The organism is Dolichospermum sp. UHCC 0352, from assembly GCF_009711925.1.
In the GTDB taxonomy this organism is placed as follows: domain Bacteria; phylum Cyanobacteriota; class Cyanobacteriia; order Cyanobacteriales; family Nostocaceae; genus Dolichospermum; species Dolichospermum lemmermannii.
This window is the reverse complement of sequence record NZ_VIKY01000266.1, coordinates 1-26,616: the sequence shown is the minus strand read 5'-3', so window position 1 is coordinate 26,616 and position 26,616 is coordinate 1. Positions and strand designations below refer to the sequence as shown.

General features: G+C 38.2%; 22 protein-coding genes, 1 tRNA gene and 4 pseudogenes. 7 read left to right on the top strand and 20 right to left on the bottom strand.

The features are described from left to right. The first annotated feature begins 34 nt into the window (after positions 1-34). Both FJR06_RS24060 and FJR06_RS18950 read left to right on the top strand, forming a co-directional pair. Complete coding sequence (locus FJR06_RS24060; RefSeq protein ID WP_168652036.1) at positions 35-679, top strand: hypothetical protein; 645 nt, start codon at positions 35-37, stop codon at positions 677-679. 15 nt (positions 680-694) lie between these two features. Further along, positions 695-1,534: pseudogene (locus FJR06_RS18950) on the top strand (tetratricopeptide repeat protein); the annotation flags it as partial. 322 nt (positions 1,535-1,856) lie between these two features. Here the strand turns inward: FJR06_RS18950 and FJR06_RS18945 are convergent. Beyond that, complete coding sequence (locus FJR06_RS18945) at positions 1,857-2,669, bottom strand: DUF2887 domain-containing protein (protein ID WP_168652038.1); 813 nt, start codon at positions 2,667-2,669, stop codon at positions 1,857-1,859. A gap of 501 nt (positions 2,670-3,170) precedes the next feature. Between FJR06_RS18945 and aroF the strand changes: the two genes are divergently transcribed. Next, on the top strand, positions 3,171-4,211 hold the full coding sequence (gene aroF / locus FJR06_RS18940) for a 3-deoxy-7-phosphoheptulonate synthase (RefSeq protein WP_168652035.1): 1,041 nt from the start codon (positions 3,171-3,173) through the stop codon (positions 4,209-4,211). 60 nt (positions 4,212-4,271) lie between these two features. Here aroF and minE read toward each other — a convergent pair whose 3' ends face one another. The 5 genes and pseudogenes from minE to FJR06_RS18915 all read right to left on the bottom strand — a co-directional run. Continuing rightward, entirely contained in the window at positions 4,272-4,577 is a 306-nt protein-coding gene (minE, locus tag FJR06_RS18935; protein WP_015079598.1) for a cell division topological specificity factor MinE, read from the bottom strand. A 37-nt stretch (positions 4,578-4,614) separates the two neighbouring features. Further along, on the bottom strand, positions 4,615-5,421 hold the full coding sequence (gene minD / locus FJR06_RS18930) for a septum site-determining protein MinD (RefSeq protein WP_015079597.1): 807 nt from the start codon (positions 5,419-5,421) through the stop codon (positions 4,615-4,617). A 208-nt stretch (positions 5,422-5,629) separates the two neighbouring features. Then, entirely contained in the window at positions 5,630-6,808 is a 1,179-nt protein-coding gene (minC, locus tag FJR06_RS18925; RefSeq protein ID WP_015079596.1) for a septum site-determining protein MinC, read from the bottom strand. A gap of 125 nt (positions 6,809-6,933) precedes the next feature. Beyond that, a complete protein-coding gene (locus FJR06_RS18920) occupies positions 6,934-8,262 on the bottom strand; it encodes a four-carbon acid sugar kinase family protein (RefSeq protein ID WP_015079595.1) in 1,329 nt (442 codons plus the stop codon). Between the two features lie 10 nt (positions 8,263-8,272). Continuing rightward, positions 8,273-8,635: pseudogene (locus FJR06_RS18915) on the bottom strand (hypothetical protein); the annotation flags it as partial. Between the two features lie 1,049 nt (positions 8,636-9,684). Between FJR06_RS18915 and ctpB the strand changes: the two are divergent. Then, positions 9,685-11,019 (top strand): carboxyl-terminal processing protease CtpB, encoded by a 1,335-nt coding sequence (gene ctpB / locus FJR06_RS18910; protein WP_015079592.1) that lies wholly within the window; start codon positions 9,685-9,687, stop codon positions 11,017-11,019. Positions 11,020-11,170: 151 nt separating this feature from the next. Here ctpB and FJR06_RS18905 read toward each other — a convergent pair whose 3' ends face one another. The 4 genes from FJR06_RS18905 to hrcA all read right to left on the bottom strand — a co-directional run bounded on the left by FJR06_RS18905 (position 11,171) and on the right by hrcA (position 14,499). Beyond that, positions 11,171-12,037, bottom strand: a complete 867-nt coding sequence (locus tag FJR06_RS18905; RefSeq protein ID WP_041458312.1) for a hypothetical protein — start codon at positions 12,035-12,037, stop codon at positions 11,171-11,173. A gap of 47 nt (positions 12,038-12,084) precedes the next feature. Then, the gene (locus FJR06_RS18900; RefSeq protein ID WP_015079590.1) at positions 12,085-12,666 is read right to left on the bottom strand and encodes a DUF1517 domain-containing protein; all 582 of its coding nucleotides are present in this window, start codon (positions 12,664-12,666) and stop codon (positions 12,085-12,087) included. Between the two features lie 74 nt (positions 12,667-12,740). After that, the gene (locus FJR06_RS18895) at positions 12,741-13,409 is read right to left on the bottom strand and encodes a hypothetical protein (protein ID WP_015079589.1); all 669 of its coding nucleotides are present in this window, start codon (positions 13,407-13,409) and stop codon (positions 12,741-12,743) included. Positions 13,410-13,422: 13 nt separating this feature from the next. Further along, positions 13,423-14,499 carry a heat-inducible transcriptional repressor HrcA gene (hrcA, locus tag FJR06_RS18890; protein ID WP_015079588.1) on the bottom strand — a complete coding sequence of 359 codons (1,077 nt, stop codon included), beginning with the start codon at positions 14,497-14,499 and terminating at the stop codon, positions 13,423-13,425. A 314-nt stretch (positions 14,500-14,813) separates the two neighbouring features. Between hrcA and FJR06_RS18885 the strand changes: the two are divergent. The 3 genes and pseudogenes from FJR06_RS18885 to FJR06_RS24525 form a co-directional block, all read left to right on the top strand. Beyond that, positions 14,814-14,909: pseudogene (locus tag FJR06_RS18885) on the top strand (Tn3 family transposase); the annotation flags it as partial. 106 nt (positions 14,910-15,015) lie between these two features. Then, the gene (locus FJR06_RS24530; protein WP_254434454.1) at positions 15,016-15,183 is read left to right on the top strand and encodes a hypothetical protein; all 168 of its coding nucleotides are present in this window, start codon (positions 15,016-15,018) and stop codon (positions 15,181-15,183) included. A gap of 9 nt (positions 15,184-15,192) precedes the next feature. Beyond that, positions 15,193-15,459 (top strand): TniB family NTP-binding protein, encoded by a 267-nt coding sequence (locus tag FJR06_RS24525; protein ID WP_371724274.1) that lies wholly within the window; start codon positions 15,193-15,195, stop codon positions 15,457-15,459. A gap of 84 nt (positions 15,460-15,543) precedes the next feature. On the opposite strand, the gene FJR06_RS18875 is transcribed toward FJR06_RS24525, so the two are convergent. The 10 genes and pseudogenes from FJR06_RS18875 to dapF form a co-directional block, all read right to left on the bottom strand. Beyond that, complete coding sequence (locus FJR06_RS18875; RefSeq protein ID WP_168652033.1) at positions 15,544-16,365, bottom strand: DUF3800 domain-containing protein; 822 nt, start codon at positions 16,363-16,365, stop codon at positions 15,544-15,546. A gap of 147 nt (positions 16,366-16,512) precedes the next feature. Next, positions 16,513-19,164, bottom strand: a complete 2,652-nt coding sequence (gene ssb, locus FJR06_RS24995) for a single-stranded DNA-binding protein (protein ID WP_371724273.1) — start codon at positions 19,162-19,164, stop codon at positions 16,513-16,515. Positions 19,165-19,313: 149 nt separating this feature from the next. Continuing rightward, positions 19,314-19,448, bottom strand: a complete 135-nt coding sequence (locus tag FJR06_RS24775) for a hypothetical protein (RefSeq protein ID WP_256369518.1) — start codon at positions 19,446-19,448, stop codon at positions 19,314-19,316. A 116-nt stretch (positions 19,449-19,564) separates the two neighbouring features. Further along, on the bottom strand, positions 19,565-19,711 hold the full coding sequence (locus FJR06_RS24515; RefSeq protein ID WP_254433112.1) for a hypothetical protein: 147 nt from the start codon (positions 19,709-19,711) through the stop codon (positions 19,565-19,567). A 9-nt stretch (positions 19,712-19,720) separates the two neighbouring features. Continuing rightward, positions 19,721-19,793: transfer RNA gene (locus tag FJR06_RS18860), tRNA-Arg, on the bottom strand. Positions 19,794-19,842: 49 nt separating this feature from the next. Then, positions 19,843-19,989, bottom strand: a pseudogene (locus tag FJR06_RS18855) (M23 family metallopeptidase); the annotation flags it as partial. A 307-nt stretch (positions 19,990-20,296) separates the two neighbouring features. Further along, positions 20,297-20,635 (bottom strand): P-II family nitrogen regulator, encoded by a 339-nt coding sequence (locus FJR06_RS18850; RefSeq protein WP_015079584.1) that lies wholly within the window; start codon positions 20,633-20,635, stop codon positions 20,297-20,299. 137 nt (positions 20,636-20,772) lie between these two features. Beyond that, complete coding sequence (gene hetF / locus FJR06_RS18845) at positions 20,773-23,259, bottom strand: cell division protein HetF (protein ID WP_015079583.1); 2,487 nt, start codon at positions 23,257-23,259, stop codon at positions 20,773-20,775. A 1,954-nt stretch (positions 23,260-25,213) separates the two neighbouring features. Next, a complete protein-coding gene (locus FJR06_RS18840) occupies positions 25,214-25,432 on the bottom strand; it encodes a hypothetical protein (RefSeq protein ID WP_015079582.1) in 219 nt (72 codons plus the stop codon). 236 nt (positions 25,433-25,668) lie between these two features. Next, on the bottom strand, positions 25,669-26,508 hold the full coding sequence (gene dapF / locus FJR06_RS18835; RefSeq protein ID WP_015079581.1) for a diaminopimelate epimerase: 840 nt from the start codon (positions 26,506-26,508) through the stop codon (positions 25,669-25,671). Between the last annotated feature and the right edge of the window lie 108 nt (positions 26,509-26,616).

Sequence of the window (26,616 nt, the reverse complement as noted above, 5' to 3'; positions counted from 1 at the left end):
ATTCTGATACTTTTCAAACATCCTCTTAGAACGGTTGCAAAAACGTAAGTTAGCGGAAACAGCTTTACAAAAAAGAGAAACTATCAATCAAACTCAATTGGGAATTAAAGCCGCTTTTAATTTAACTTGGGAAACACTGGATACTCAAACTCAATATCTGGGAGCATTTTTAAGTTTATTTTCTCCTCAGTTTATTCTTTGGGATTTGGTAGTTGAGGTAATTGAGTTTGAAGTAGAGAATAAGGAAAAACAACTAATTTGGACAAAGGAAGAATTAACTACCTCTAAAAAAAGACTTTATCAAGTTAACTTTTTACAAACAGGACAAGAATCACCAGAAGCTTATACAATTCATAATTTAGTGCGGTTGTTTTTGCAAGAACAGTTAGCAGAAGTTGGAGAAAAGCAGCTAATTCTCGAAAGAACTTTTATTACTTTTATGATATTCGTTGCTAAAATCCTTCCTCAATCACCCACTTCTCAAGATATTGAAAATTTCCAGTTAGTTGTTGTTCATTGGGAAGATTTAGGAAAACGGTTAATAGATGAAATTAACCAAGAAACAGCAGCAAAGAATAATTTACCAGTATCTATGGTTGCTGATGAAATCCTTTGGGTATTTGAAGGGTTAGGAAGATTTTATCAAGGACAAGGATTATATCAAGTAGCAGAATTTTGATGTCAGAAATTAGTAAAAGTTTGTCAAACTTTATTTACAGGCGATCATCCTGATGTTGCTACTAGCTTGAACAATTTAGCACTTCTTTACAAAAGCCAAGGAAAATACAGTGAAGCAGAACTTCTCTACCTTGATGCTTTAGAAATGAGAAAGCGGCTATTTACAGGCGACCATCCTGATTTTGCTACTAGCTTGAACAATTTAGCACTTCTTTACAAAAGCCAAGGAAAATACAGTGAAGCAGAACTTCTCTACCTTGATGCTTTAGAAATGAGAAAGCGGCTATTTACAGGCGACCATCCTGATTTTGCTACTAGCTTGAACAATTTAGCACTTCTTTACAAAAGCCAAGGAAAATACAGTGAAGCAGAACTTCTCTACCTTGATGCTTTAGAAATGAGAAAGCGGCTATTTACAGGCGACCATCCTAATGTTGCTACTAGCTTAAACAATTTAGCATTTCTTTACAATAGCCAAGGAAAATACAGTGAAGCAGAACCTCTCTACCTTGATGTTTTAGAAATGACAAAGCGGCTATTTACAGACGACCATCCTGATGTTGCTACTAGCTTGAACAATTTAGCAGGTCTTTACGATAGCCAAGGAAAATACAGTGAAGCTGAACCTCTTTACTTTGAAGCTTTAGCTATGTCTGAACGAGTGCAAGGAACTAATCACCCTAATACAATAATCTTTCGGAACAAATTGCAACTTTTACAACAGCAACTCATACCTCCTTCTTTTTATAAACGTTTGTTGAATAACCTATCAGTTGTGTTAACCTTACTATTGCATCGTCTACAACTACTAATCAAACGTATTATTATCTTTTCCTGGCGTTTGTTCCGACGTTAACAACAGCTTACCCAACTTTAATAAAGTATTACTATGCAGTTTTATTGTATTGCATTACAAAGATAAATTTTTATTTAACAGTTAAATTAGATTAATTTGCAATCTTGCTGCATTATATTACAGAATTAAAATTTTATTTTGCAGTTTTATTGTATTGTATTAAACTAATAACGTAAGTTGCTAGTTAGACACATTGTCAGAATCAGGATGTTCAGGATTAAAGGATGAACAGGATTAAAAGATGAATTTTATTATCAATTACCTATTACCAATTATCCATTACCAGCCTTAACTAAATAACTAGCAACTTGAGTTAATAAAATTATTGCTGCTGTAACCAACCTTCCAAATCTGCTACAGTTACAAAATCCAACAGCACATCACATAAATCTTCAATCTGTACTAATGATAACCGCTGTACCTGCGACAACAACTCATCAGGAATATTACCCAAACGCCGTTTTAAAAAACGTAATGTGATTATTTTTTCTCCCTCTTCCTTGGCTTCCTGTATCGCTCTTGGCTCTTCTAAATCTAATCCCAACATAGTTATAATCTCCTTGCGACTAAATTTTTTAAACTTGTAAACAATAATCGTCGTGATTAAATCTATTATCGCTGCTTCCGACTGTTTCCGCGCCTCAGCTAACAAAAACTTTGCTGCTTCTATTGCTTCAGTATCTTCCTTAATCGTCAGCAACATTAAACCTAATCCCAACGGTTGCTGCTGTACATCCCCCAATTCATCTAAATATACCCGACGAACTTGATCACCTGCTAATAAAGACCGATGAATTTTTAGATTTGATGGTTCTAAACTCCGCGAACCAAAAATTATCACACCATACCAATCATAATAACGAATAGAATGGCGATGGAGAAACAGGGATAATTCGGAAAAGAAGCGAAAATATAAATTTTCATCTTTCTGAAATTGTACCTCTGCAAAAAACACCACTGGAGAAACTGCATTAGCTGGAGGTAGAAACACCCCATCAATTCGGAAAGCCGTTTCTTTTACTTCCACCGATTCAAACTGATAACTATCGGCTTCTGCTGGTGGTTCATCTACTAATTCAAACAACAAACTAGGAAATTGTTTGAACAATTTATAAAAAATCGAATCCCGTCGCATTATTAATGAAAATTCTACTGTATAACAATTATATAGCATTTCCTAGTCTAATGAAGTACAAAATTATCTGCGTTTATCTGCGTCCATCTGCGTTTGATTATTAACTCTTGTACCTCACTTGAATGGGAATTGCTATATTTGATTTGTAAACACTATGACTGGATAGATTAAAATGTTTAATTGTAATCAAAAACTTATGCTTCTACTCCTCCCCTTATGGAAAAGAATATTAATTTAATTTTCGTAAGTTGGGTTGAATGAAGTGAAACCCAATATTGGCAGTAGGATAGTAAGATTTGTTGGGTTTCCTTGCGTCAACCCAACCTACAATAAATGTTGTTTTACATAAAGGGAACGGTAGAGCCAATTTTTCTAGTAAAATTCAGCACAAATTACTCTCTATTTAGGAGAAAGTACCTGACGCTACATTTTTTTTCATAAGTTTTTGTTGTTAATCTAAAGTTAGTTAATCAAAAATCTACTTAAAAAAGGAACTTGTAAATGATTATCGTCATGAAAGTTGGTTCCCCACAGGAAGAAATAAATCGGATTACCACAGAATTATCAGGCTGGGGACTAACACCAGAAAAAATTATTGGTCAACATAAAGTAGTCATTGCTTTAGTTGGGGAAACTGCGGATTTAGACCCGCCCCGCATTCAAGAATTGAGTCAATGGATTGAGCAAGTATTACGAGTGGAAGTACCCTATAAACGAGCCAGTCGCCAATTCCGTCATGGAGAAGCTTCTGAAGTGGTGGTGAATAGTCCTCAAGGTGATGTGGTGTTTGGTGAACATCATCCTTTGGTAGTTGTCGCTGGACCCTGTTCTGTGGAAAATGAAGAAATGATTGTAGAAACAGCACTGCGGGTAAAAGCTGCGGGAGCTAAGTTTTTACGCGGTGGGGCATATAAACCTCGTACTTCACCTTATGCTTTTCAAGGTCATGGTGAAAGTGCTTTGGAATTGTTAGCTACAGCCCGAAAGGTCAGCGGACTGGGGATTATTACAGAAGTAATGGATACGGAAGACTTGGAGAAAATTGGCGAAGTTGCTGATGTGATTCAGGTGGGGGCGAGAAATATGCAGAATTTCTCCATGTTGAAGAAAGTTGGAGCGCAACCCAAACCAGTCCTGCTAAAACGGGGTATGGCGGCGACTATTGAAGATTGGTTAATGGCGGCTGAGTATATTTTAGCGGCGGGTAATCCCAATGTGATTTTGTGTGAACGGGGAATTAGAACTTTTGACCGTCAATATACCCGCAATACTCTAGATTTATCCGTTGTGCCAGTTTTGCGAAAATTGACCCATTTACCGATTATGATTGATCCTAGTCATGGTGTGGGTTGGTCTGAGTTTGTTCCTGCTATGGCCATGGCAGCGATCGCTGCGGGTACAGATTCGCTAATGATAGAAGTACATCCCAACCCAGCTAAAGCCTTATCGGATGGACCCCAATCTTTAACCCCAGACCTGTTTGATAAATTAATGTCAGAATTATCCGTAATTGGTCACCTCATGGGACGGTGGCCAAATTAACGCCCCCATTCGCTTTTTAATATCCAATCCAAGACAATTCAGGGCGCAGACCCTGCGCCCCTACAGTAGGATATCACTATTTTCTAGAACTGTTTCATCTAGGCTTTCTTTAACCCTACGGATTGGTAAATTAGCAATTAAAGCCGTTGTCCGTTGGCTGCTTTCTAGGGAAAACTCCAAACCATCTGTTTCTATTTCGACATAGCGACAAACGATTTCCAGGATTTCCTGACGCATTTTTTCTAAAGTTTGGGGGTCTAAGTCCGCACGGTCATGGGATATTACCACTTGCAGACGACGTTTAACATCATCGCGGCTGTTATCGGGACTACGAGCAAAAAATTTTTCTAAAATTTCAAGAATCATTGCGGGTATGTGTAAGGCAGAAACACTGGCAAATAAATTAAACAATTTTTGACCACAACATCTTTCTCAACCGAGAGAAGATACTTTTACTAGATGAGTCAAGCTCCAGAAATTCGACAGTTTCCCCTTCCAATCTCCGAGCAATATTCTCAAAAGCGGTGGCAGCTAAAGAGGGAGTGTCTGATAATACTAAAGGTTCGCCCCGATTGGTAGAGACAATCACCCGCTCATCGTCGGGGATGACTCCAATTATGGGAATGGCGAGAAGTTCCTGAACGTCCTGTACAGACATCATATCATTTGCCTCTACCATTGCTGGTCTAATTCTATTAACTATTAAGTTAATCTTTTTGACACCTTGGGCTTCGAGTAATCCTACTACCCGGTCAGCATCACGGACAGCGGAAATTTCGGGAGTGGTGACAATCAGGGCTTCTTTGGCTGGTGCAGTCGCATTTTTAAACCCCATTTCAATTCCTGCGGGGCAGTCAATCATTACATATTCGTACTTTTGTGCTAGGGCATTTACCAGTAACTTCATTTGGTCAGGTGTGACGGATTCTTTATTGCGATGTTGGGTAGCTGGGAGGAGTACCAAATTAGGTTGTCGTTTATCTTTAACCAAAGCTTGTTCTAGACGACACTCCCTAGCCAAAACTTCCACCGCTGTATAAACAATCCGATTTTCTAGTCCCAGAAGTAAATCTAAATTTCTCAGTCCGAAATCTGCATCAATTAAGGCTACTTGTTTGCCTATTTTGGCTAAAGCCATTCCTAAATTAGCTGAAACTGTGGTTTTACCCACTCCCCCTTTACCGGAGGTAATGACAATAATGCGGGTCATGATAATGCTTTATGAGAGTTCAGGGAACAACAATAAAATATTTAAAGCTATTGATTGATTCTAACTTTAGTAACCTAACAGAAATTAATTACATATACAGCATATTGCAGGTAAATGAGGTACAAATTTTAATCATCAAGCCTTGCACCGAAAGGATTTTACTGCTGAATGTTGAAAGCTGCTGTAGATTCTTAACTAAGCAAGAATTTTAGATCAGATTTTGTGTAACTAATTGCGTCCGACTACTTAATTGACTGCGGGAAAAATCAGCGGCTTTAACAATGCGAATTCCTTCAGATGTAATATGTGCAACTTCAGGAAAGAAGCTGGTGAGGGTTTTTTCTGGTGATCTAGCGACAGCATCAGCAATTCGCAATTGGGTTGGTTCCATTTGCAAGGCCATGATCAGAGATTCCCGATTCCCACCGGCACCAGCATGGGCAACTCCCCGCAATCTTCCCCAAATGAGAATATCCCCATCGGCAATGACGATACCACTAGGATTGATATCTCCTAAGATAACTACCGTACCGGGATGACGAATTTCTACACCTGATCTCACTGTCATTTGCAGATAGAGGGCATCTGCTAGGGCGCTGGGAGTCGGTTGAATATCGGAAGTGAGGGATGTGTGGAGTTGGGTTTGTTCTACGGAATAACCCAGGGTACAAGCAGCGATCGCCGTTTGTCTCCGACTGGTAGCTACGGATTTTAGTTGAATTTGGTATGTATTTAAAGTTTCTGCCAAATCTTGCAATTGTCTATTATCTAACAATCTATCTTTTGCTACTAGATGCAGGGATGTATTTGGTTTCCGTAAGCGATCGCCCGCATTGAGACGCTGTTTCATTTGTTGCCAAATTTCCCACCAATTGAATTCTGATGGTGATACTTGAGATTCCGTGGGCAAAATCAATAATAGTCGCTCTCCTTCAGTCTTTAACTGAACTTGAATATTATGATCTACCTTTTGTCCTAGTAATTCTAAATCAGCACTTGGTAAATCAGATAAAATCGAACCAGATTCCCCCCCATTAGGAATCTTAGATTCTGGATTTTCAGCAGCAGAATTACCTTTTAAAAAGGCAATTACTGAATTTAACTCTGAATTAGGGATAACAGGATCAGATTCTACTTTATGATCAGCAAAATCTGGATTGATCTCGCCAGAGTTAGAATTATTTACCTCTTGATCAACTTGATGAAAAACTGATTCTGATTTAGAAAATTCAGCCTTTATTTCCTCAGATTTAGCAGAATTACCAGCATCTACATTATTTTCGACAGAATGAGAATTATTTACCTCTTGATCAATCTGATGAGAAATAGATTCTGAATTAGGAAATTCAGCCTTTATTTCCTCAGATTTAGCAGAATCAGAATTCATGCAGCACTAGCCAAAATACACTAAAATTTGAGATTTTCATAAAAGATTGAGAATGGGTAATTGGTAATTGGTAATTGGTAATTGGTAAGACTCTTGCCTCTTGCCTCTTGCCTCTTGCCTCTTGCCTATTCCCTATTTCCTATCAATCTTTGATAAACCGTTCCCAAAGCATCAGCATTGCCGACATTACCGGGAAACAATACAACTGGCAAATTAGGAAACAGGGGATGATCAGATGGTGTAATTACCATTGAACAACCTGCTAAAATTTGACCAAGTAATCGGGCTGAAGTTAAAGCCAGTCCCGTACTGAGAACATCATTAGAAGTAATACCCCCCTTACTGATGAGAAATCCTAGATCAGATGGTAAACCCTGGACAATATCCATAAGTAAAGCGGAAACTGTACTGCCAAAATCTAACCTAGTTTTGACATCTTTAAAAGCCAATTCCTGCCGACTAGTATAAATTACTGGTGTTTTACCAGCATTATGTACTACTTTGACATTTTCGAGAATCTCCGTTAGCAGTTTAGCAGATTCATTTACCCCACCATCAATTAATCTGCCAACATTAACTTCTATGCCTACCGTTCCCTCAACTTGTAATAATGATTCTAACTGTTGAGTTGTCTTTTTAACGTGAGAACCCACAATAATTGCACCAGGTTTACCATCGCGCACATATTTTGCCATACTTTCAGCAGCAATGGGTTGGGGTGGTAAGGCAGCCAAAGCTGTTAAAATACTCGCAGCAGAACGGAATAAAAACCGTTTTCCCCGACTTGCGGCTGTTAATACATCTACCGCAAAGATATTAAGATCATCTTGATGTTCTCCGTCTACGACACCACAGTGATTATTCTCAAGTTGTAACAAGCTTTCTAAACTACCAGCACGGATATCTGCGAGTAAAAATCTAGTAACAGTATCTTCTTTAATCCGTCCCTTGGTTTTTTCTTCCACATATTTAGGCAGATAGCTGTAATTATATCCAAAGACAGAATCACGAGCAAATTCTGTTTCATGTACGGGAGTGGGAACACCATCAATAATTAGATAGTGAATACTATCGCGGGTAATTCTTCCCCCTTCAAAAAATGCCGGCACAAGAAAATGAGCATCAAATGGACCGAGTTCTTCAGCAATAACATCAGTTTCTATAGGATAATGTCCGCGTAAGGTGGAGTCAGAACGACTAACTACGAGAAAATCCTCTATTTTTTCGGCTGCTAAGGCAAGTTTGAGGTTATGACAAACTTCTCTAGTTACAAATGCGGCTGCTTCTGGAGTCAGAGAACGAGTATTAGTTAAAATAAAGAAAATGGGAGCATCATCTTTTAATCCTAAACGTAAAGTTTCTACATCCCAACGCATTAATAATAAACAACTATGGACGGTTTGTGAACCAGTGGGATCATCATCAAGGACAATTATTTTAGGTTGGTTATTCATTTTAGGAAATTTAAACTAGACTTTCTGTAATTTTCACAAGTTCTGCTTGCACATCTAAGGCAATCTGTAATGATTGATTAAGAAGTTGAGCATATTCACTAGCTTGACTACTAACTGGTAAGGTTTGCAGATTAGCTAAATTATTTACCACTAAATCTTGGTTATTAGCAAGCAATTTTTTATTATCGCGCAAAATCCGTTCACTTTTTAAGGCGCGAAGTAAATCTTCTCTAATCAGTTATAGTGCAGATATTACCTGTTCTCTGTCGCTAATGCTACTTTGGGAGTTACCAGAATTAGTCAGTTGATCATGAATATCTATAGCTTGAACGACTTGATGATATTTTTCAACTTCGTCTAGTAGGATTGTCAAGATAAAAATGATGGGCTGTAGTGTGAGCGAGACGCTCACGCGGGCATCTTGCCCGCACTACCAAAAACTTGAACGACTTGATGATATTTTTCAACTTCGTCTAGTAGGATTGTCAAGATAAAAATGATGGGCTGTAGTGTGAGCGAGACGCTCACGCGGGCATCTTGCCCGCACTACCAAAAACTTGAACGACTTGATGATATTTTTCAACTTCGTCTAGTAGGATTGTCAAGATAAAAATGATGGGCTGTAGTGTGAGCGAGACGCTCACGCGGGCATCTTGCCCGCACTACCAAAAACTTGAACGACTTGATGATATTTTTCAACTTCGTCTAGTAGGATTGTCAAGATAAAAATGATGGGCTGTAGTGTGAGCGAGACGCTCACGCGGGCATCTTGCCCGCACTACCAAAAACTTGAACGACTTGATGATATTTTTCAACTTCGTCTAGTAGTTTGTCAAGATAAAAATGATGGACTGTAGTGTGAGCGTCTCGCTCACGCGGGCATCTTGACCGCACTACCAAAAACCCGTCAAAATAAATTTGACAGACTACTAGTAGGATTGTCAGTGCGTGGGGACAGATTTTTTCCGCCAGAGCGATGTCTAGGACGGGCTATGCCAACGCCCCAAAACCAGCCAAATAATCAGGAGCAGTTTTAACCCCCAAAATAATTTTTGTAACAATTGCCACAATTTCTTAAATTTGCCCTGAAAATGAATTAATTAAGATAAATTTTTAATAAAACTTTAACTATCTATTGATGTAAATCTCAGCTACTAAGCCAAGAAAGTGCTATGGTGAAGAAGATAATTGGGCATTTACAAATGACACTCACCTAAGTGTTAAATACTCGTGTTGTTCTGTAAAAAAACTGATAAAATCGAACCGTATTTGTTAACCAACAAATACAATATCTGACTCATCATTAACAAAAAACCAAAAGATAGATGAAGTATCAAGGTTATTAGGATAAAAAAAACTAGAAAACATCAGAAAATTCTGATTGATAAACTGTCAAAAACACAACTATTTCAGCTAATATACATGAACCAATCTGTGAAACGTTACTCACCGCTCCAAGCTGCCCTGATTGGTGGAGCGATCGCCACAACTGCTACTATATCCGTATTTGGTCAAGCTTTGACACGCTCAGTTCATGCGGCTTTACAAGACAGTCCGAAAGCCTTAGTTGACCAAGTTTGGCAGTTGGTGAATCGTGAATATGTTGATGAAAAATTTAACCAACAAGATTGGCAAGCAATCAGACAAAGCCTATTAAGTAAAGACTATACTTCTAAAGACGAGGCTTATGTAGCAATCCGCGAAGCTTTACAGAAACTAGGTGATCCCTACACCCGGTTTATGAACCCCAAACAATATGAATCCTTGACTAGTCAAACATCTGGGGAAGTATCCGGGATTGGGATTCGGATGCAACTAAACGAAAAAACCAAACGCCTGACCGTTATTGAAGCGATAGAAAATTCTCCAGCCCTGAAAGCCGGACTCAAATCAGGTGATGAGATTATCGCAATTGATGGTAAATCTACCCTGAAAATGAGCGTGGAAGATGCCTCAAAGTTGATTCGTGGGCAGATAGGTACTTCTGTTAGTTTGGATTTAGAAAGAGCAAATAACAAATTTAAAGTTAAATTAACCAGGGTGACAATAGAAGTTCCCACAGTCCGATATACCCTCAAACAAGAAGCTGGTCGGAAAGTTGGGTATATTAGATTACAAGAGTTTAGCTCTCATGCCGCTGATCAAATGCGTGTAGCCATTCGCAAGTTGAACGACCAAAAAGTTGATTCCTACGTTTTAGATTTGCGAGGTAATCCTGGTGGTTTGTTAAATGCGAGTATAGAAATTGCCAGGATGTGGTTAGATGACGGTCATATCGTCAAAACCGTAGACCGCAAAGGATCGAGCGCTCAAACACAAGCTAATCGGACAGCCATTACCAAACTACCTTTAGCAATTTTAGTTGATGGTAATTCCGCCAGTGCTAGTGAAATCCTCACCGGCGCACTCAAGGATAATAAACGGGCTGTAGTTGTTGGTAGTCAAACCTTCGGTAAGGCTTTGGTACAGTCAGTCCATGAACTAGGAGACGGTTCAGGTTTAGCAGTGACTATTGCCCATTACTATACACCCAATGGTACAGATATCAATCATAAAGGGATTGCCCCCGATATCAAGCTAGACTTGACCCAAACTCAAGAACGCCAATTAGCTTCTAATCCGAATTTAATTGGTACAAATAGCGATCCCCAATATACCCGTGCCATTGCTGTTCTTTCTAATGGCAAATTAGCACAATCAGTGACAAATCAAAATCCTCAGTCTATTAGTGTCAATGCTCAAGACTTGAAGTTTTAGCATTTTGTGTAGGTTGGGTGAAGCGATAGCGCAACCCAACGCTCATGTTGGGTTATGGCTAACGCCTCCCGTCAGAGATACGTACCATTGCTGGGCGAAAGTAAACGTTCCACAACCCAACCTAGGAATCAAGAGTTAATACATAAATTTCCTATCTTCTTCTACTACCAAAACCGGAAGAACGGCGACTTGAAGAACGGCCACCACTACCAAAACTACTACCAGAATTGCGGCGAGTAGAGCTAGAATTACCAGAAGGTGTAAGGGTACTACCACCAAAACCAGAACCAGAAGCTCGTCCAGTTGTTGTAGTCCGGTTGGCGGTTCCTGAAGACGAATTTCTGATGTTTCCTGTAGTGCGGAAAGTGGTGCGATTTCTCACTGCTGCGGGTGGTTCATTGTAGCGAGAACGGTAACTAGAAACAGCCGAATCATAGCTAGAACCATAGCCACCATGACCATTCATGATCCCACCTGGCTGATAAACGGGGGGAACATAATATTGAGGTCTAAACAACATACTACCAATAGCTTGACCAGCGACGTTACCAACTAAAGCTCCTGCAAAAGGGGCCCAAAAGCTACTTTGTTGGCGCACAATCACAGTTTCCGGTTGTCCGGTTTGGGGATTGTTTCTGGTTTCGGTGACGTTGTGGACGTACTCAAGTTTGAAGTCCTCGGTCATGTATAAGACTGGCTGACTATTTTCTACTTTTAAGTAAGTTTTCTTACCTGCTTTGATTTCATCATCAGTCAATCGTGCCATTTGCAGCTTTTCTGTGGCAAAGCTGGGGGGATTGTTATTGAGTAAAAACAAGGTATACTCACCATTGGCATCATTGTATGTACCCTGTTGTACTTCATACTGACCATCATTTAACTTGGTGGGAGTAGCAGTTTGGCTAATATTCTTAGTTGGAGAATTAGCTTGGTTTCCTCCCCCGCAAGCGACAGTTGTTAAGCACAAAGTTAAGGCTAAACAAACAACTGTAAGTTTACGTAGTATACTGATAATCATTGTGTTCATGTTTGTTTTCGGGTACTAATTACAGACTAACGAATCATTTACAGTGGGATCAATTCTGGATAATATTCCAATAATTGATCACTGGAAAGTTCATCACCTAATTGGGCTGGAGAAAAATGCACTTGGATAGCGCGGAGTTTATGTTTGTAGTGTAGATTAATTACGGCTTTAAAGGCTGCTTTCAAAGCTGGGATGTTGGCTAAATCAGTTTCTAACTCGGTAATTTCCCCTTCAGCAGCGACTGTAATCATGACAACGATGTTACGGGTGACAGGAAGTGATAAGGGCTGATTTGAGGAAGTGGAATTAAAATCAAGATTAGCCCCATATCTTTGGGCTGAGTCTGTGAATAGTTCATTGACATAATCTCCTGCTTCCCCTTGATTCCAAAAGACATCACCTTCATTAGCAGCAGCAAACCAATATTCATCATATTGTAGGAAAGTTTGGCACAGTTGCACCAATTCTTCTCCTAAAATATCCAGATCACCGTCAGCATTAATCGCTGTTCTAGCACTACTGTTGAGGACACCTAAGATTGGCGCTACTTCTTCTCCGTTTAAATGCAAGAACAAACGACAGACAATATAGCGAGTTTTTCCCATCATGCGATTAAACATTTTTTGTCTCCTGTAATTTCAGTAGATGTTGTTCACAACTGGATACTTACCTTTTTAATTTTAGTAGTCAGGAGTTAGTGGAGTATTGTTGTCTCAACTCCTTTTTGATTTTCTATATCTATAGGTGGACGCACACACAGATACATCAAAGCTCCAAACACAGGAATGATCGCAAATAACCAAAATAACTGATTATTTTGCCAACCTCGTCTTGTCATATCATCTCCTAACAACGTGGGAAATAATAGACTCAAGATGATAAAATCCAAACTCATGACGTGAATAAATCGGCTGGTTTCCCACTGTTGTCGAAAATTATCCCAGTCTCCCTGTAAACTATAGGTAAATAAAACCGCCGCACCTAAAGTTAATAAAATTCCAAAAATGCGAGAATCTAGTAATTTGAGAAATAATTTTTTTTTCCCTACAAACTTTTGATTGGGTTCTCTTAAAGCTAAATATGGTAAAAGCCCAAAAGCCCCAATAGCAAAAGCAGCACTAGCAAATGGCCAAGCAGGTATTTTTTGACCTCTACCATCAAAAAATACCACTGCACTATATATAAAAGGCCAAATTCCCATGATATTAAATAAACATATAATCAGCGGATTAATCCCTTGCCAATTTCCTGTAGAGAGATTTTTTATCAACTCAAAAGTATCCGGTTGTTCAGGAGGAGCAAAGAAAAAGGCATAGGAAACAAATCCTAGCCATAGTAAGCCAAAAGTGATTTTTCTGATCATGAATTTATGGAAATTAACTAAAAGCTTCCGAGAGATAATTTGCTGCTGCTGCGACCACAGCGATCGCACTCTCATAGTCTAACCTAGTTGGACCTAAAACTCCCACACTTCCCACTGGCACAGAACCCCGACGATAAATAGCAGAAATCAAAGTACAGGTGCGAATAGGTTCAAGAGGATTTTCTGTCCCAATCCGCACCGTTACTTTAGACTTATTTGTATCATCCATTTCTGTTTTTTCACAAATTAAATGCCAAAGTTGGTCTTGTTCTTCTTCCAACAATTGCATAATTGTCTGTACCTGCTGTACTTGAGAAAACTCAGGTTGTCGTAAGACTTCTCCAATCCCCCGCACCATAATTTGTGTAGTCGTTGGTGCAAGAGCGCGATGAGTCAATTCTACCAAAGAACTTTTCAAAAATTCGCCATAAACTCGAAATTCTTGATCTAATTCACTCCAGTCAAGATAGCCTAATTCTAATAAACTCCTTCCTCGCAAATGACTATTCAAAAAGTTAGAAACTATCTGCAATTGATGATCAATTACCTCCGGTTCAGGTTTAGTTACTGATGATATTGAAAATAAATCCATCACCTTAGAATGGGTTTCATAACTATCTGTCACCACAATCAACATAATCTTCCCGGATTCAATTTGCACTAGTTGCAAATGTCGTAACTTTGCTGTCGTGGTTTGTGGCATAGTAATTAAAGTAATACAGCCGCTTAATGTTGCTAAAATTTGGGCTGCACCTTGTAATAGAGCCTCTAAACTCCAATCTTCCCAATGCAAATGTCTTTGTAATGCCGTTTCTACCTCTTTAGCTAAAGTTTCTGATGGTTTAATTAGTTGGTCAACATAAATCCGATAACCAGAATCAGAAGGAATTCTTCCCGCAGAAGTATGTGGTTGATAAAGTAACCCTGATTTTTCTAAAACACCCATCACATTGCGAATAGTAGCCGAGCTAATACCTAAATCAAATCCTTCAATTAAAGCTTTAGAGCCAACAGGCTCTGCTGTCGCAATGTAATGACGTATAGTCGCCCAAAGTATATTTTGTTGCCGATTAGTTAGATGGACTTGCATAGGTGATATTTTTACTGAAGGCAAACCTTAATCAAAATCTGAAAAAATGCGTGGTTTTTACCACCAAACCCCAAAAAAGTATTAATTATTAATTAATGCAAGATAGCAAATTATATACTTAATATTGTCCGCTTTATGTAAATTAAAAATTTGCAAGTAATATCAAAGGTTGTAGCTTTTTCCTTAGTCGTAATTTATATTTCTGTCACCGAAACTAGGTTGTTTCAGTGTCTAACTTACATAAATCTCTATCTTTTTATGGATCATCTCATGACATCCTCAAATCAACTGTACTTTTAGCTACAGAATATTAGATGCTACTGCGTAAGTTGGGTAGCTATAGTCGGAAAAATCCTCTTGATCAAGCTTTTCGAGGGTTGGGTAAGGTGGTGCGAACCATGCTTTTGCTGCTATTCTCTAGCGGTGATAGTACATATTTACTATATTAAATCTGCATTGGTTTTTCTCTCGGTTTTTGATGATGAACAAATGCGCGAAGATTACGGGTGGTAAATCATGACTTCACAACAAGCCCAAAGTGTTGCTCAAGAATTAGGTGATATTCTCCCCAATGATGAGAAATTACAAGCAGAAATTCACCGATTGAATCGGAAAAGTTTTATTCCATTGGAACAGGTGAAAATGCTCCATGATTGGTTAGATGGTAAGCGACAATCACGGTAGTCTGGTAGGGTGCTAGGAGAGTCAAGAACGGGTAAAACTATGGGTTGTGATGCCTACAGACTCAGGCACAAACCCAAACAAGAAGCGGGAAAACCGCCAACTGTGCCTGTTGCTTATATCCAAATACCGCAAGAATGTAGTGGAAAGGATTTATTTGCCGCAATTATTGAGCATTTGAAGTATCAAATGACTAAGGGAACGGTAGCAGAGATTAGAGATAGAACGCTGCGGGTTCTCAAAGGTTGTGGGGTGGAAATGCTCAAGCCAAATATTTGAAATTTCCAATTATAAATGATATAATATAGGTGTGGGCGAACGTCGGCTTCATGCCGTGTGTTTGGGTAGCTTGTCTACTTAGACCTAGCCCACAAACCATTTTAGTTGATCTAGTGATAGCGGGTTGGAATCGGTGTACCACTCTCCATAGTTCTTATTTCGCCGATCATCTAAATCCATAATCATCCTGTATTTTTGAGCAAGTGGCATAAAATACTTATCTTCCTGACGTTCATATAATCGTTGTAAAGCCCATAGGTAGTAATCAACAACCTGCAAGCCAGCATATTCCGATGGGTAGGCTGGTGTAATAATTGTTTGACTATCTGAGGATATTTTCCATTTAGTCTCAAAGTTCTTTTTAGCTTGATTAATTGCTTGTTGTAGTGCTTCTTCCCGTGCGGTTTTACCACGTCTGGCAAAAACGATATGATTAACACTGGCTTTGTGTAAACGATCTTTAAATAATCGTTTTACTAGATCATCATATATATCATCTTGATTTATTTTTTTGCTCAAAGCTTCATAGGTTTTTTTGGTTGCTTCGGCTAACTCTGCTTTGCATCTAATAGCTACAAATATTTTTACTTCAAAAGTTTGCATCAGTTTAAAAACTTCCATTCTGACATCTTGATGATCGTCTTTAGCATGGAAAGTAATTGCAGTTTTTTTGGCTGACGGTTGCATTGAGGGAATATCTTTAAATCGGGGATCATTACAAAGTTGTTTTCTGAGTTCTGCGAGTTCTAAAATTACTTTTTCTGGTTGAAAAACTTGGGCTACACCTACCATAAAAAATTTAGATGCTCCTGGTTGTCCTACTATAATTCTTCCTTTTCTGTCAAAAAATGTTAAGTCTCCAGCTTCGTCAACAAAATAATGATTAGTTTTTTCTTGTTCTATCATACGGTTTAGATAAGTTTGCTAAAGTGATTTTTAGATAATTTTAACAAAGGTTGTAGAAAATAAAACTTTCAGTTGAGTCAAGTTTTTTCATTCTCTTTATATAAAGTTGGATAGGTAGGTTTATCAGAATGGATGAATTATTAATATTCACCAATCATTAAGATTGTATTGCTGATTTAGTTTGGGATCTAATAAATCTAATTTCTCGACCTTAATAACAGGTTGAGAGCGATTAACTTTTGTTTTATCATCTCTCCATGTTTCAAAACCCAAAGTACCTTGAACAGCAATTAGACTATCTTCACGTAAGTTTTCTTCTGCAATTTTGGCCATTTTATTCCACATTTCTAACTTAAATAAATCAGTACCTTTTTTAGTATGACGATCTACCGCTAAATATAAATTACATTTTATCTTGCCACTATCAAAATATTTAACATTTGGATCTGCATTTACTCTACCTACTAAAATGACAATATTGATTGATTTGGTTCTTGCTATATATCCAGGACAATAAATTTCGATATTTTTATTTTGATTATCTTTTTCCCATTTAGAATTACAATATTGACATTTAGGACAAACTAGACGCTTACAAGTATTACATATATTATAATTTTTACCTAGTTCTTCATTCCTAATGATATGAGGATATCCACATTTACCACAATAGGCTAAAATTCTTGTTTTCTCATTACTTCCTAATTTTGTTCCTTGTAATAATCCTTTACCTTGAAAATGGAATTTTACAAACTCATTTAATTTCAGATTTTCTCTGCGACTATATAAAATATTCAAAGTTTCACAAAAATTTATAATCGTCGGTGATTTTTTGGAAGAATTAGGATGTTGATCTTTAACAGGATCATATATTTTCAAAGGATGTGGATCTTCATCGAGATTTTGGTGAGTATATAAAATTTCTAAATATTTCAGAGGATCATAATCTTGATTATTACTATTGCTACCAATCATACTCAGAAAATGCTTGAGTATAGCTAAAAATATATGAGGTAATTTAATTCTTTGAGATTTAATATTAAGAATATTATCAATAAATTTGCATCTCCATTCAGATAATTCTTTTCTCCAGTCATTAGGTAATTTTCTTTTAGCAGCAAGAAATAAAGGTAAAGCATTATATTGTTTTTTAATTGAGTTAAATTCTTGATATGCTTCATATGATGGTATTTCCTCATTAGTTAAGTTTCTAAATTCTTCGATGATCTTTATTTGGTTAACATAAAAATCGTCATCATAATCAAATAACCAGTGAGGATAATAAGGCTTATCTCCTTCATTACTAATATTAATACTTCTTGCTAGACTTTCCCCTAAAAACAATTCTTTAAGTTCACTAATATCACGTTTATCAAAAGTTCCCAGTATTTTAATTTGCTCAGAATTGCAAATATCTTGATTTTGTTTTTCTTTTTCTATAGCTTGTAAAATATCATTTTTTGTGATGTTTTGATTTTGAGATTTTTTATCTCTAGCTAAATCATCTTTGATGTTGTCTTCTAATTCTATTTTTTCTTCCTCATTCAATTTATTCGCACAGTACCATATTATATGTATATATTTCTTGGATTTCTTGGATTGATAATCATTCTGATATAGAAGAGGGGAAAGAACTCCTATAATTTTAATATCTTGTTCACGATATTCCTTTAATTTTCTAACACAAAATGAGGAGTAAACCTTTGAATTTTGAGATGATCTAGCATTTTTAACATCTAAATATATAGGTTGTTTTTCTTTTGTGATTCTAATATCATATTTTTTCCAATCTCCACCATCATGATTTTCAACTTGTTTAATCGAAATATCTTCTACATCATATCCAATAGATTCATAGTATTTTGCTACTAACTTTTCAGCACCACGAGCAGCAACCATTTTTACAAATTCATCATCATTATCTTTGTCTATCCATTCTTTAATCAATTCTTGTTCATCTTGATTTAAAGAATATAATTCTTGCCATTTACCACATATCTTATGTTCGTCAGGATAACCAGATTCTGCAAATTTCTTAACCAGAGTAAAGAATTTTTGATATCTTTCCTTTATTTTTTCGAGCTTATATTCTTTCGGTGTTACTTTCCATAAATATCCCTTGTATTCCTGCGGATATTTAATATTATTCAAATAATAATCAATCTTTTTATAAGAATTAGTGGATTGTATTTTATTCCTCAACTCTTCTACAATTTCATATTGTAGATTTTTATCTAATTCATCAATATATTTATTAACTAATCGAGCATATTCAAATGGAGTTGTCAAACAATCCCTTAAAGCAGAATATTTTATGGAAATTGCAGGAATTTTTTCAGATAATTCCTTCAATTCCTTTCTAAGTTCAGGATTAATTGCTTGTAAATCTTGTAAAAATTCAGTTCTTTCATGTATTTTAAATTCTATTTCTTTTAATGAAAGAAGATTTAGATTAATATTGACAATCAGGCTTTTTACAAAAAAATCAGGATGATTAATTGTTCCAATATCCTTAGATAATTGTACATTAATGGCTTTTGTCTTACCATTTTCCCAAGGAATTAACTCAAATTGAACATAAATACCTTTTCCATGTAATTTTTTATCTTTTTTTAAATAACCTAAGAACTTTTGGTCAATAATATTTTCCTCATCAAAACGATAACCTTGCTGATACTTCTCATACTTGGACATTTTTGAGAAACTGTCTATATCTTCAGGTCTGACAATAAAGCCATAATTTTTACCATGACTACCGAACCAATGAATAAAACTTGTATATATCTGCTTAGTTTCCATATTAATTAGTAGGTTTATTGTAATAGTAAGCACCTTATTAGTTTACCAAGAAGTGTATAAGATGCAGATAATAAACAAAAAATTTTACTGAATCATACATTTGTACACAAAATATTAAGTTGATTAATTATGGCTATTTATTGTACCTATCACATTTTTAACTTAACCTCCAGCCATTGATAAATAACATCTAACCACACAGGAATTACAGCTTTACCTTCATCCAAAGATGCGATAGCGAAGCGCGACCTAGGAATCGCTCTTTCCCTGTCAAATTCTACCAAAGAAAGCGAATCATCCTGTGATCACAACAACATAAACCGCCTCCCCTGACCCGAAATAAACAACTCCGGTTCTTGTTCCTTAGGTGTTTTGTGAGTTTCACAAGCAATATCAAAACTTATCCCCGTAGACAGCCAATATACCAAAGCAGCCAGTCCCACCAAATTAGACCTGGAGTAATAAATACTGCGTCTTCCGTATCACTAATTACAGGCAAGACGGACACCAACTTGTCAACGCGGTCAAATAATCTGACAAGTGACATTATAAAAAATGAGCGCGGAGGGATTCGAACCCCCGACCTACAGGACCGGAACCTGTTGCTCTATCCACTGAGCCACGCGCCCTTATACATTTGATAGTATAACATACTTTTTGAATTTAAACAGCATTTAATTATAAGTAATTTGCTGGGTCAACAGGTGTACCATCGCGGCGGACTTTAAAATGGAGATGGAGACCCGTGGAGAAGCCTGTAGAACCGACGGCAGCGATCGCTTGTCCTTTTTGTACAGTTTGTCCTTCACTGATATATAATTCGCTACCACAATCTAATTTTTTGCAAAAATACCCTTAATACCCTTTTCAACTAGTTACATTTAGCCCAAAAAGTGGAAACATAAACAGTATTATGCCTGACATGGAGGGACGATAAGACCACTTGTGGCGGGTTCTGGCGAAGTGTCAAGTGTTTCCCCGCACCTTCAAGTCGGTGAGTATGTCAACTTTGGCAAAATTTAATTGGAAGACCCTTAGAGGGTGTATAAAAGGCGCGGCTGATTTTCTGTTTTCACATTTACAGACTCAGCAACGCCAATTTTTTGGATATTCAACACCCAATACTTAATACTTATACGGCTTCCGTATTTTTTTCTCCTGTCCGAATGCGGACAATTTGTTCAACAGAGGAGATGAAAATTTTACCATCACCGATTTCACCAGTCCGGGCTGCGGAGATAATCTTATCTACAACCATATCAACTTGGGCATCTTCAACAACGATTTCCACTTTCAGTTTTTGGAGAAACTCTACCGTGTATTCCGAACCCCGATAGCGTTCAGTTTGCCCTTTTTGCCGTCCAAAACCCCGAACTTCAGAAACTGTCATCCCGACAATACCCGCATTAACTAGGGCAATTTTCACTTCATCTAGTTTAAATGGACGGATAATGGCTTCTACTTTTTTCATTTTTTTGATTCCTGACTTCTAATAACGTCGTTTATATATCTAAGCAGATTCGTTGTCTCAGGCTGTAAATATAGTCATAGTTATTTAATTTTAGCCTGATGTATGGGATTACAAGGTTTTTTGATCATTGTCCACAATTATGGACTATTTTCTTGCAAAAGCGCTCTCCAATCAGCGATCGCCTGTTCTGTCCACAGCCAATTTTGTGATAACCTCTCAATAGTAAAGTCTGCGGGCGCATTTTGAATCACCATTTGCCGAAGTTTAATCGCTTCCCGTAAATATTGCTGGCGTTTATCAGCGGGTTGACTGTTAGCAGATTTATATAAACCCAAAGCCAATCCAGCATAAGCCGTCAAAGCCTCCGGTTCTCCAGCTATTTGGGGATATTTCATTGGATCAGAACTTTTATTCCGTTGGGGCTTTAATGCCAAACTCAGAGATTTGAACCAAGCATCATTAGCATAATTGAGATTATTCTCCGCATAATAGGCACATCCTAAAGAATTATTATACAAAAGAGAATCTGGCTGCTTTTCTACAGCCCTAGCCCAATAACGACGAGCATCATCAATACTATATTTATTATTTTTAGTTTGGACTGACTGCCAAGCTAAACGCCCCCGGAAAAAATTCACAGCTGGATTTTCAGCATCCTGAGTAGGAATCAAATTTAAAGCTGTTTCCGCAGCCGTCAAAGCACCACGATTCAGTAATTCATTAACAGCATCTAACCCAGCCGTTAAATGACCTTGACTCAACTGAGCCGTTGCCGTTGCCGTGACAATTCCCGTAGCTGAATTAGCTAAATTAATCCGTGGATACTGATTACTTGTGAGATTTTGTCCAGGAATCGGCGGCACATCAGCAGACTTCCGCACTTGTCGTTGATGCCACCACCAACCAATACCAACAATGACAGTAATTGCACTTGCTCCCACCAAACCATACACTAACAATGGTGATTTTGTTCGGTGAAAACGATTACCCTTTGGAGGGACAGGTGACGGTGATAACTGAGGATTTACCTCACGCTTCTCAAGATTCAAGGGAGTTGGGGTAATCTGAGTTGGGACATTTTCCCAATCTAAATTTTGTTTCGGTTGGGCAACCTGCATTTCCGACAAATAATGATGATTCTCCGCGATTAATTCCGTCTTCATACTTGGTTCTTCTGTTTTAGCAACCGGATTGCCAAGCTGACGAAACAAATCAGAAACTATTGCCAAATCCTCATTATAAGTGGGATCATCATACTCAATTTCATCGCCCAGATCACCCCAAGTATTCTCCCCTAGCCAGTCTACCTCCGTCGTCTCCTCTCCAAAATTAGGATTGAGAATATCATCAATAGCTAAAGGAATTTCTGGGTTAGTTCCCATATCAGCATAATTATAACTATTTGGCTGCTTGATGGGCTGATATTGGTTCAGTAACTCCGATAGCCCCCGTGGCGTAGCCATAACTTCTGGTGTCAAACAGCCATCAAATTCTCGCTGGAGATACAAAATTGGTAAAGCCCAGTACATCTGCTGAGAACCATAGGCAGAAATTAAGCCTTGACGAACCCGACTTACACATAAATCTACAGCATAGCCCTGACTCAAATTGCGGTAAAACAATTGTGTCAGCGTCAGTGCTACCTCATCAGGTATGCGTTCTGACATCGCCAAAATACTTCTAATTCCCCGTTTTACCAAGCTTTCAGTTAAATTCCGTTCTGCTGAGTCTGACTCCGTCTCTGACCTAGCCCGATATGCCCCCAAACAGGAGTTAAACACTGCCATTTGAATATTATTATTAACCAGTAGCCCAGCTAAATCATCTCCGCTGAGAGTTTCTGTTAAGCCAGTTTTTTTACTCACTAAATAAATTTGCCCACCATTGCCCCCCAAGTTGCTATGACCAGAATAGTGGAGAATATGGTAATGTCCCTGTTCTAAAGCTTGGGTGAGTTCTTCCCTCCCCGGCCCGTCAAGAACGGTCAATTCAATTTCTGGAAGATGATGATTACCATCAGCCACTCTTAATGCTGGGCGGTGCAATTCTGCCTTGAGATTAATAGCTTCTTGTTTGAGCAAATCTAGCCGCGCTAAATCGGTAGGTGAAGAAATCACCATTAGCACTCTTATCCCCCGTACTTCCGGCGACGTGGGCAGATTATGAGTCAGTAACCGTGAGCCTGGGGCGATGCCACTTTGGTAACGGGCAAAGGTGATATAAGGACCCGTAGCCAATGGGCGATCGCCTGCGTGCATCACTTCCCACGGTAACCGCGCCAATCTCGTATCCTTCAATCCCAATCTTAGCCGCAGCACCTGTTGGTGATTTTGGGCTATACCTTGGGCAGTAATCCAACTATCCCTGAGTGTTCCTTGAAACAGCGCATTATATAACTCCTGACCCAAGGACACCAAGTTAACAGAGTTTCTGGCTACCATATTCCCCTGCAACATTAACTGCAAAGGATCATCCATCAAATCGCCTGCGGCCGCCAACCACTCAGCCACAGGCCAATGCACCAGTTCTTCTGCCACCGGTACCCCAGGTGCAACTTGTTCCGTTCGCACCAGATAGTCATTTTGCCCCACCTGCGTTGCGGAAATGTGAAATTCCTGGGTCACAATTTCTGCTCCATAAAACCTATACAATGCACGTAAAATCGCTGAAAACTTCTTTACTCTTGCCTCTTGCCTCTTGTCTCTTACTTAGTGCTATAACGACAATTTTCAACGCCAACCTACTTATCAGCCACATTTAAATCTCCACCCATTGTGATTATATGCCTTAAACATTAACTGTTCTGGCATCGGTAGACATGATCTTGTTCACCCGACACTAGGAAATATAGAACAATTAGCAGTATTGTTTTTGAGAATCATGCCACAAGTGGCTAATCCTGCCAATACTCTAGATGTTTTTTGCCATTCTAAAGTTTCAAAGATGCCTTCCTATTGATCTTAATCTACTTTTTCACAAGGGTTTTGTGTCTGTTGGCTGCAACCACTTTATCCGGATTGATTGATCCCCGTCGAGAACTGTTTATTGGTAGATGCACCTTGATCTTCAATTCCCCTAGTTTGGCTAAAACTCACTGGGGGTTTTCTTTTTTCATAAGACCTGGTGATAAGTGGGAAACGAGCGTGTCTTTAGACCTGAGAGGGAAACGACACGGGCAGTTCGACAAGTGTTACAGTGAGCTTGTCGAACTGCTCACTGACCACGGTTTTAACCGCTGTGGTTTTTGGTGTATCTTGACAGCCTCCATATTTTTCGCTAGGATAATCGCATTCTTGTGAAAAAGTAAGCACAATGCTTTAAGCGGAGTGTCTAGTGGCTGTTTGGCACAGCCTTTACGAGTGAAAATCTCTGAAGAATCTCAGCGGCTTGGCTCCCTGAGATTGTCAATTTGGCAAATAAAAAACGCTCTTGTTTGTCAAGAGCGTTTATAAGCATTGATAGATAAACTATTAAGTAGATTAAGTAGATAAAATCCTAACAACTAACTCCCCTACCCAACTACCAGCCACAGGATTTTTTTCGGTATGTGACAAGCTGCAATCTTTGGGTAATTTTTTCCGGAGCATAAGTTAAAAACAATGAACAATTAACAAGTAGATGCACCCTGATAACTAACTTCCCTTAGCTGGCTAACACCACTGAGGGTTTTTTTGTCTGTAGGTTAGCACAAAATAATTATTGCCACTCACCCATTTTTTCCGGAGCATTACATAGAACTCTAGAACAATTAACAAGTAGATGCACCCTGATAACTAACTTCCCTTAGCTGGCTAACACCACTGAGGGTTTTTTTGTCTGTAGGTTAGCACAAAATAATTATTGCCACTCACCCATTTTTTCCGGAGCATTACATAGAACTCTAGAACAATTAACAAGTAGATGCACCCTGATAACTAACTTCCCTTAGCTGGCTAACACCACTGAGGGTTTTTTTGTCTGTAGGTTAGCACAAAATAATTATTGCCACTCACCCATTTTTTCCGGAGCATTACATAGAACTCTAGAACAATTAACAAGTAGATGCACCCTGATAACTAAACTCCCCTAGCTGGCTAACTTCCACTGGGGGTTTTTTCTCAAAAACGGAATCTCAACCTACCCTATCATCAAAACCAGCCTCTGGCAATATCCTTGCTCAACAAGTTTTTGGTTACTTTGTCCAGTTGCACCCACAGACTGCAATATTAACTTGCACAATAGCGAACTTTACTGTTGATCGTGCAGTTTCACTACAAGATATAGCTCGTGATTGCCTGAATACTAACCTTTGGGATGAGCTAATCTGACAAATTTCTCTGAATCACTTTCATTCTATTGTGATCCTTTGCTCTAACTCTAGAATGATCACTGTGATAGATAATAAGACGCTTAATTATTTCTTTATAACTACTGGAGTTAACAGATATTTTTGAGTCTGTTCCCATTCTATCACGAATCCTCAATTAAATTTAGATTTTTTGGTAAATTTTAGTTAACCTATTGGATAGGTAATAGGTAAAAATTTGACAAATTACCCATTACCAGCTTAAATTTTAGATAACTAACAACTTGCGTTATTTAGTCAATTGTAATTTGTTGCGGTCCATTGGCTTTGCCATTTTCTGCCTCTGTACTGAGGTTGCTGGAACTATTTCCACAACATTTTTTATTTAGCCAACTTTTGACGGGATCTTCATTGAGATTAAGTCGGAGAACACCGGAAACAAACCCACCTAAAAATGAAACTGGATGTTGGGCAAGTTCTTGAAATAGGGGCGATAATTCACTAATAAACATTAGACTCTCCAAGTATTGGTCTTAAAAATTATTAATTCTTCATCAATCTTAACAGATACTGGCTAATATTTGGTCAAATGATCACTGACATCATTAATCTTGATTTTCTATCAGTATTTAACTAAAATAAGGTATTTAAAAAACATTGACACCTGAAAACTTTTTGGATTTTTAGGTGTCAATTCCGGGGTTTTCAGCCTATTTTCTTATAACTTAGAACTCAAAACAGGCTGAATTTAATATTTGCCTGTAAATACTCGTTCTGCGGGGCCTGTCATGTAAATCCGGTTATCAAGTTCTGACCATTCGATTTCTAGGGGGCCACCGGGTAATTCAATAGTAGCAATGCGATCGCATAAATCATTCAATACTCCCGCTACCAAGGACGCACAAGCACCTGTTCCACAAGCTAGAGTAATTCCAGCGCCTCGTTCCCAAACTCGCATTTTCAAATAGTTACGATTGACTATTTCAATAAATTCGGTATTGGTTTTTTTAGGAAACACGGGATGATTTTCAAATTTAGGTCCAATGCTTTTTAAGTCAATAGCCGCAACATCTTCGACAAAGGTGATGCAGTGGGGATTTCCCATGCTGACACAGGTAACATCCCAAGTTTTGTCGGCTAGTTCTAAGGGTTGATTAATGACTTGAAACTCTGTAGGTGATAAAGTTGTGGGAATTTCCCCTGCTAATAATCGGGGTTCACCCATGTCTACTTTAACTTGACCCTCATCTGTGAGTTGGGGTGAAATCACACCTGCTAAGGTATGAATATGATATTTATCCTTGGTGCGAGAAATGCCTTCTAATTCCGTCAGAAATACCGCTAAACAGCGAATTCCATTGCCACACATTTCTGGTTCTGAACCATCGGAGTTAAAAATCCGCATGGTGTAATCAGTGCCATTTTGTCCAGGAAGTGCGAAAATAACACCATCTGCTCCGATACCAAAATGGCGATCGCACCACTGTATCGCTTTCTCTGGTGTCAATACTGGTGTCAACGAGGAACGGTTATCAATGAGGATAAAATCATTACCGAGTCCGTGATACTTAGTAAATTCGATTGCCATTTTGCTCTAAATGAATTATTAAAGATTCATTCATACTATTAAAAAATTTGTCAGTTGTCAGTGGTCAGTTGTCAGTAGGGGCGAAGCATTTGGAAGATAAATTATCGG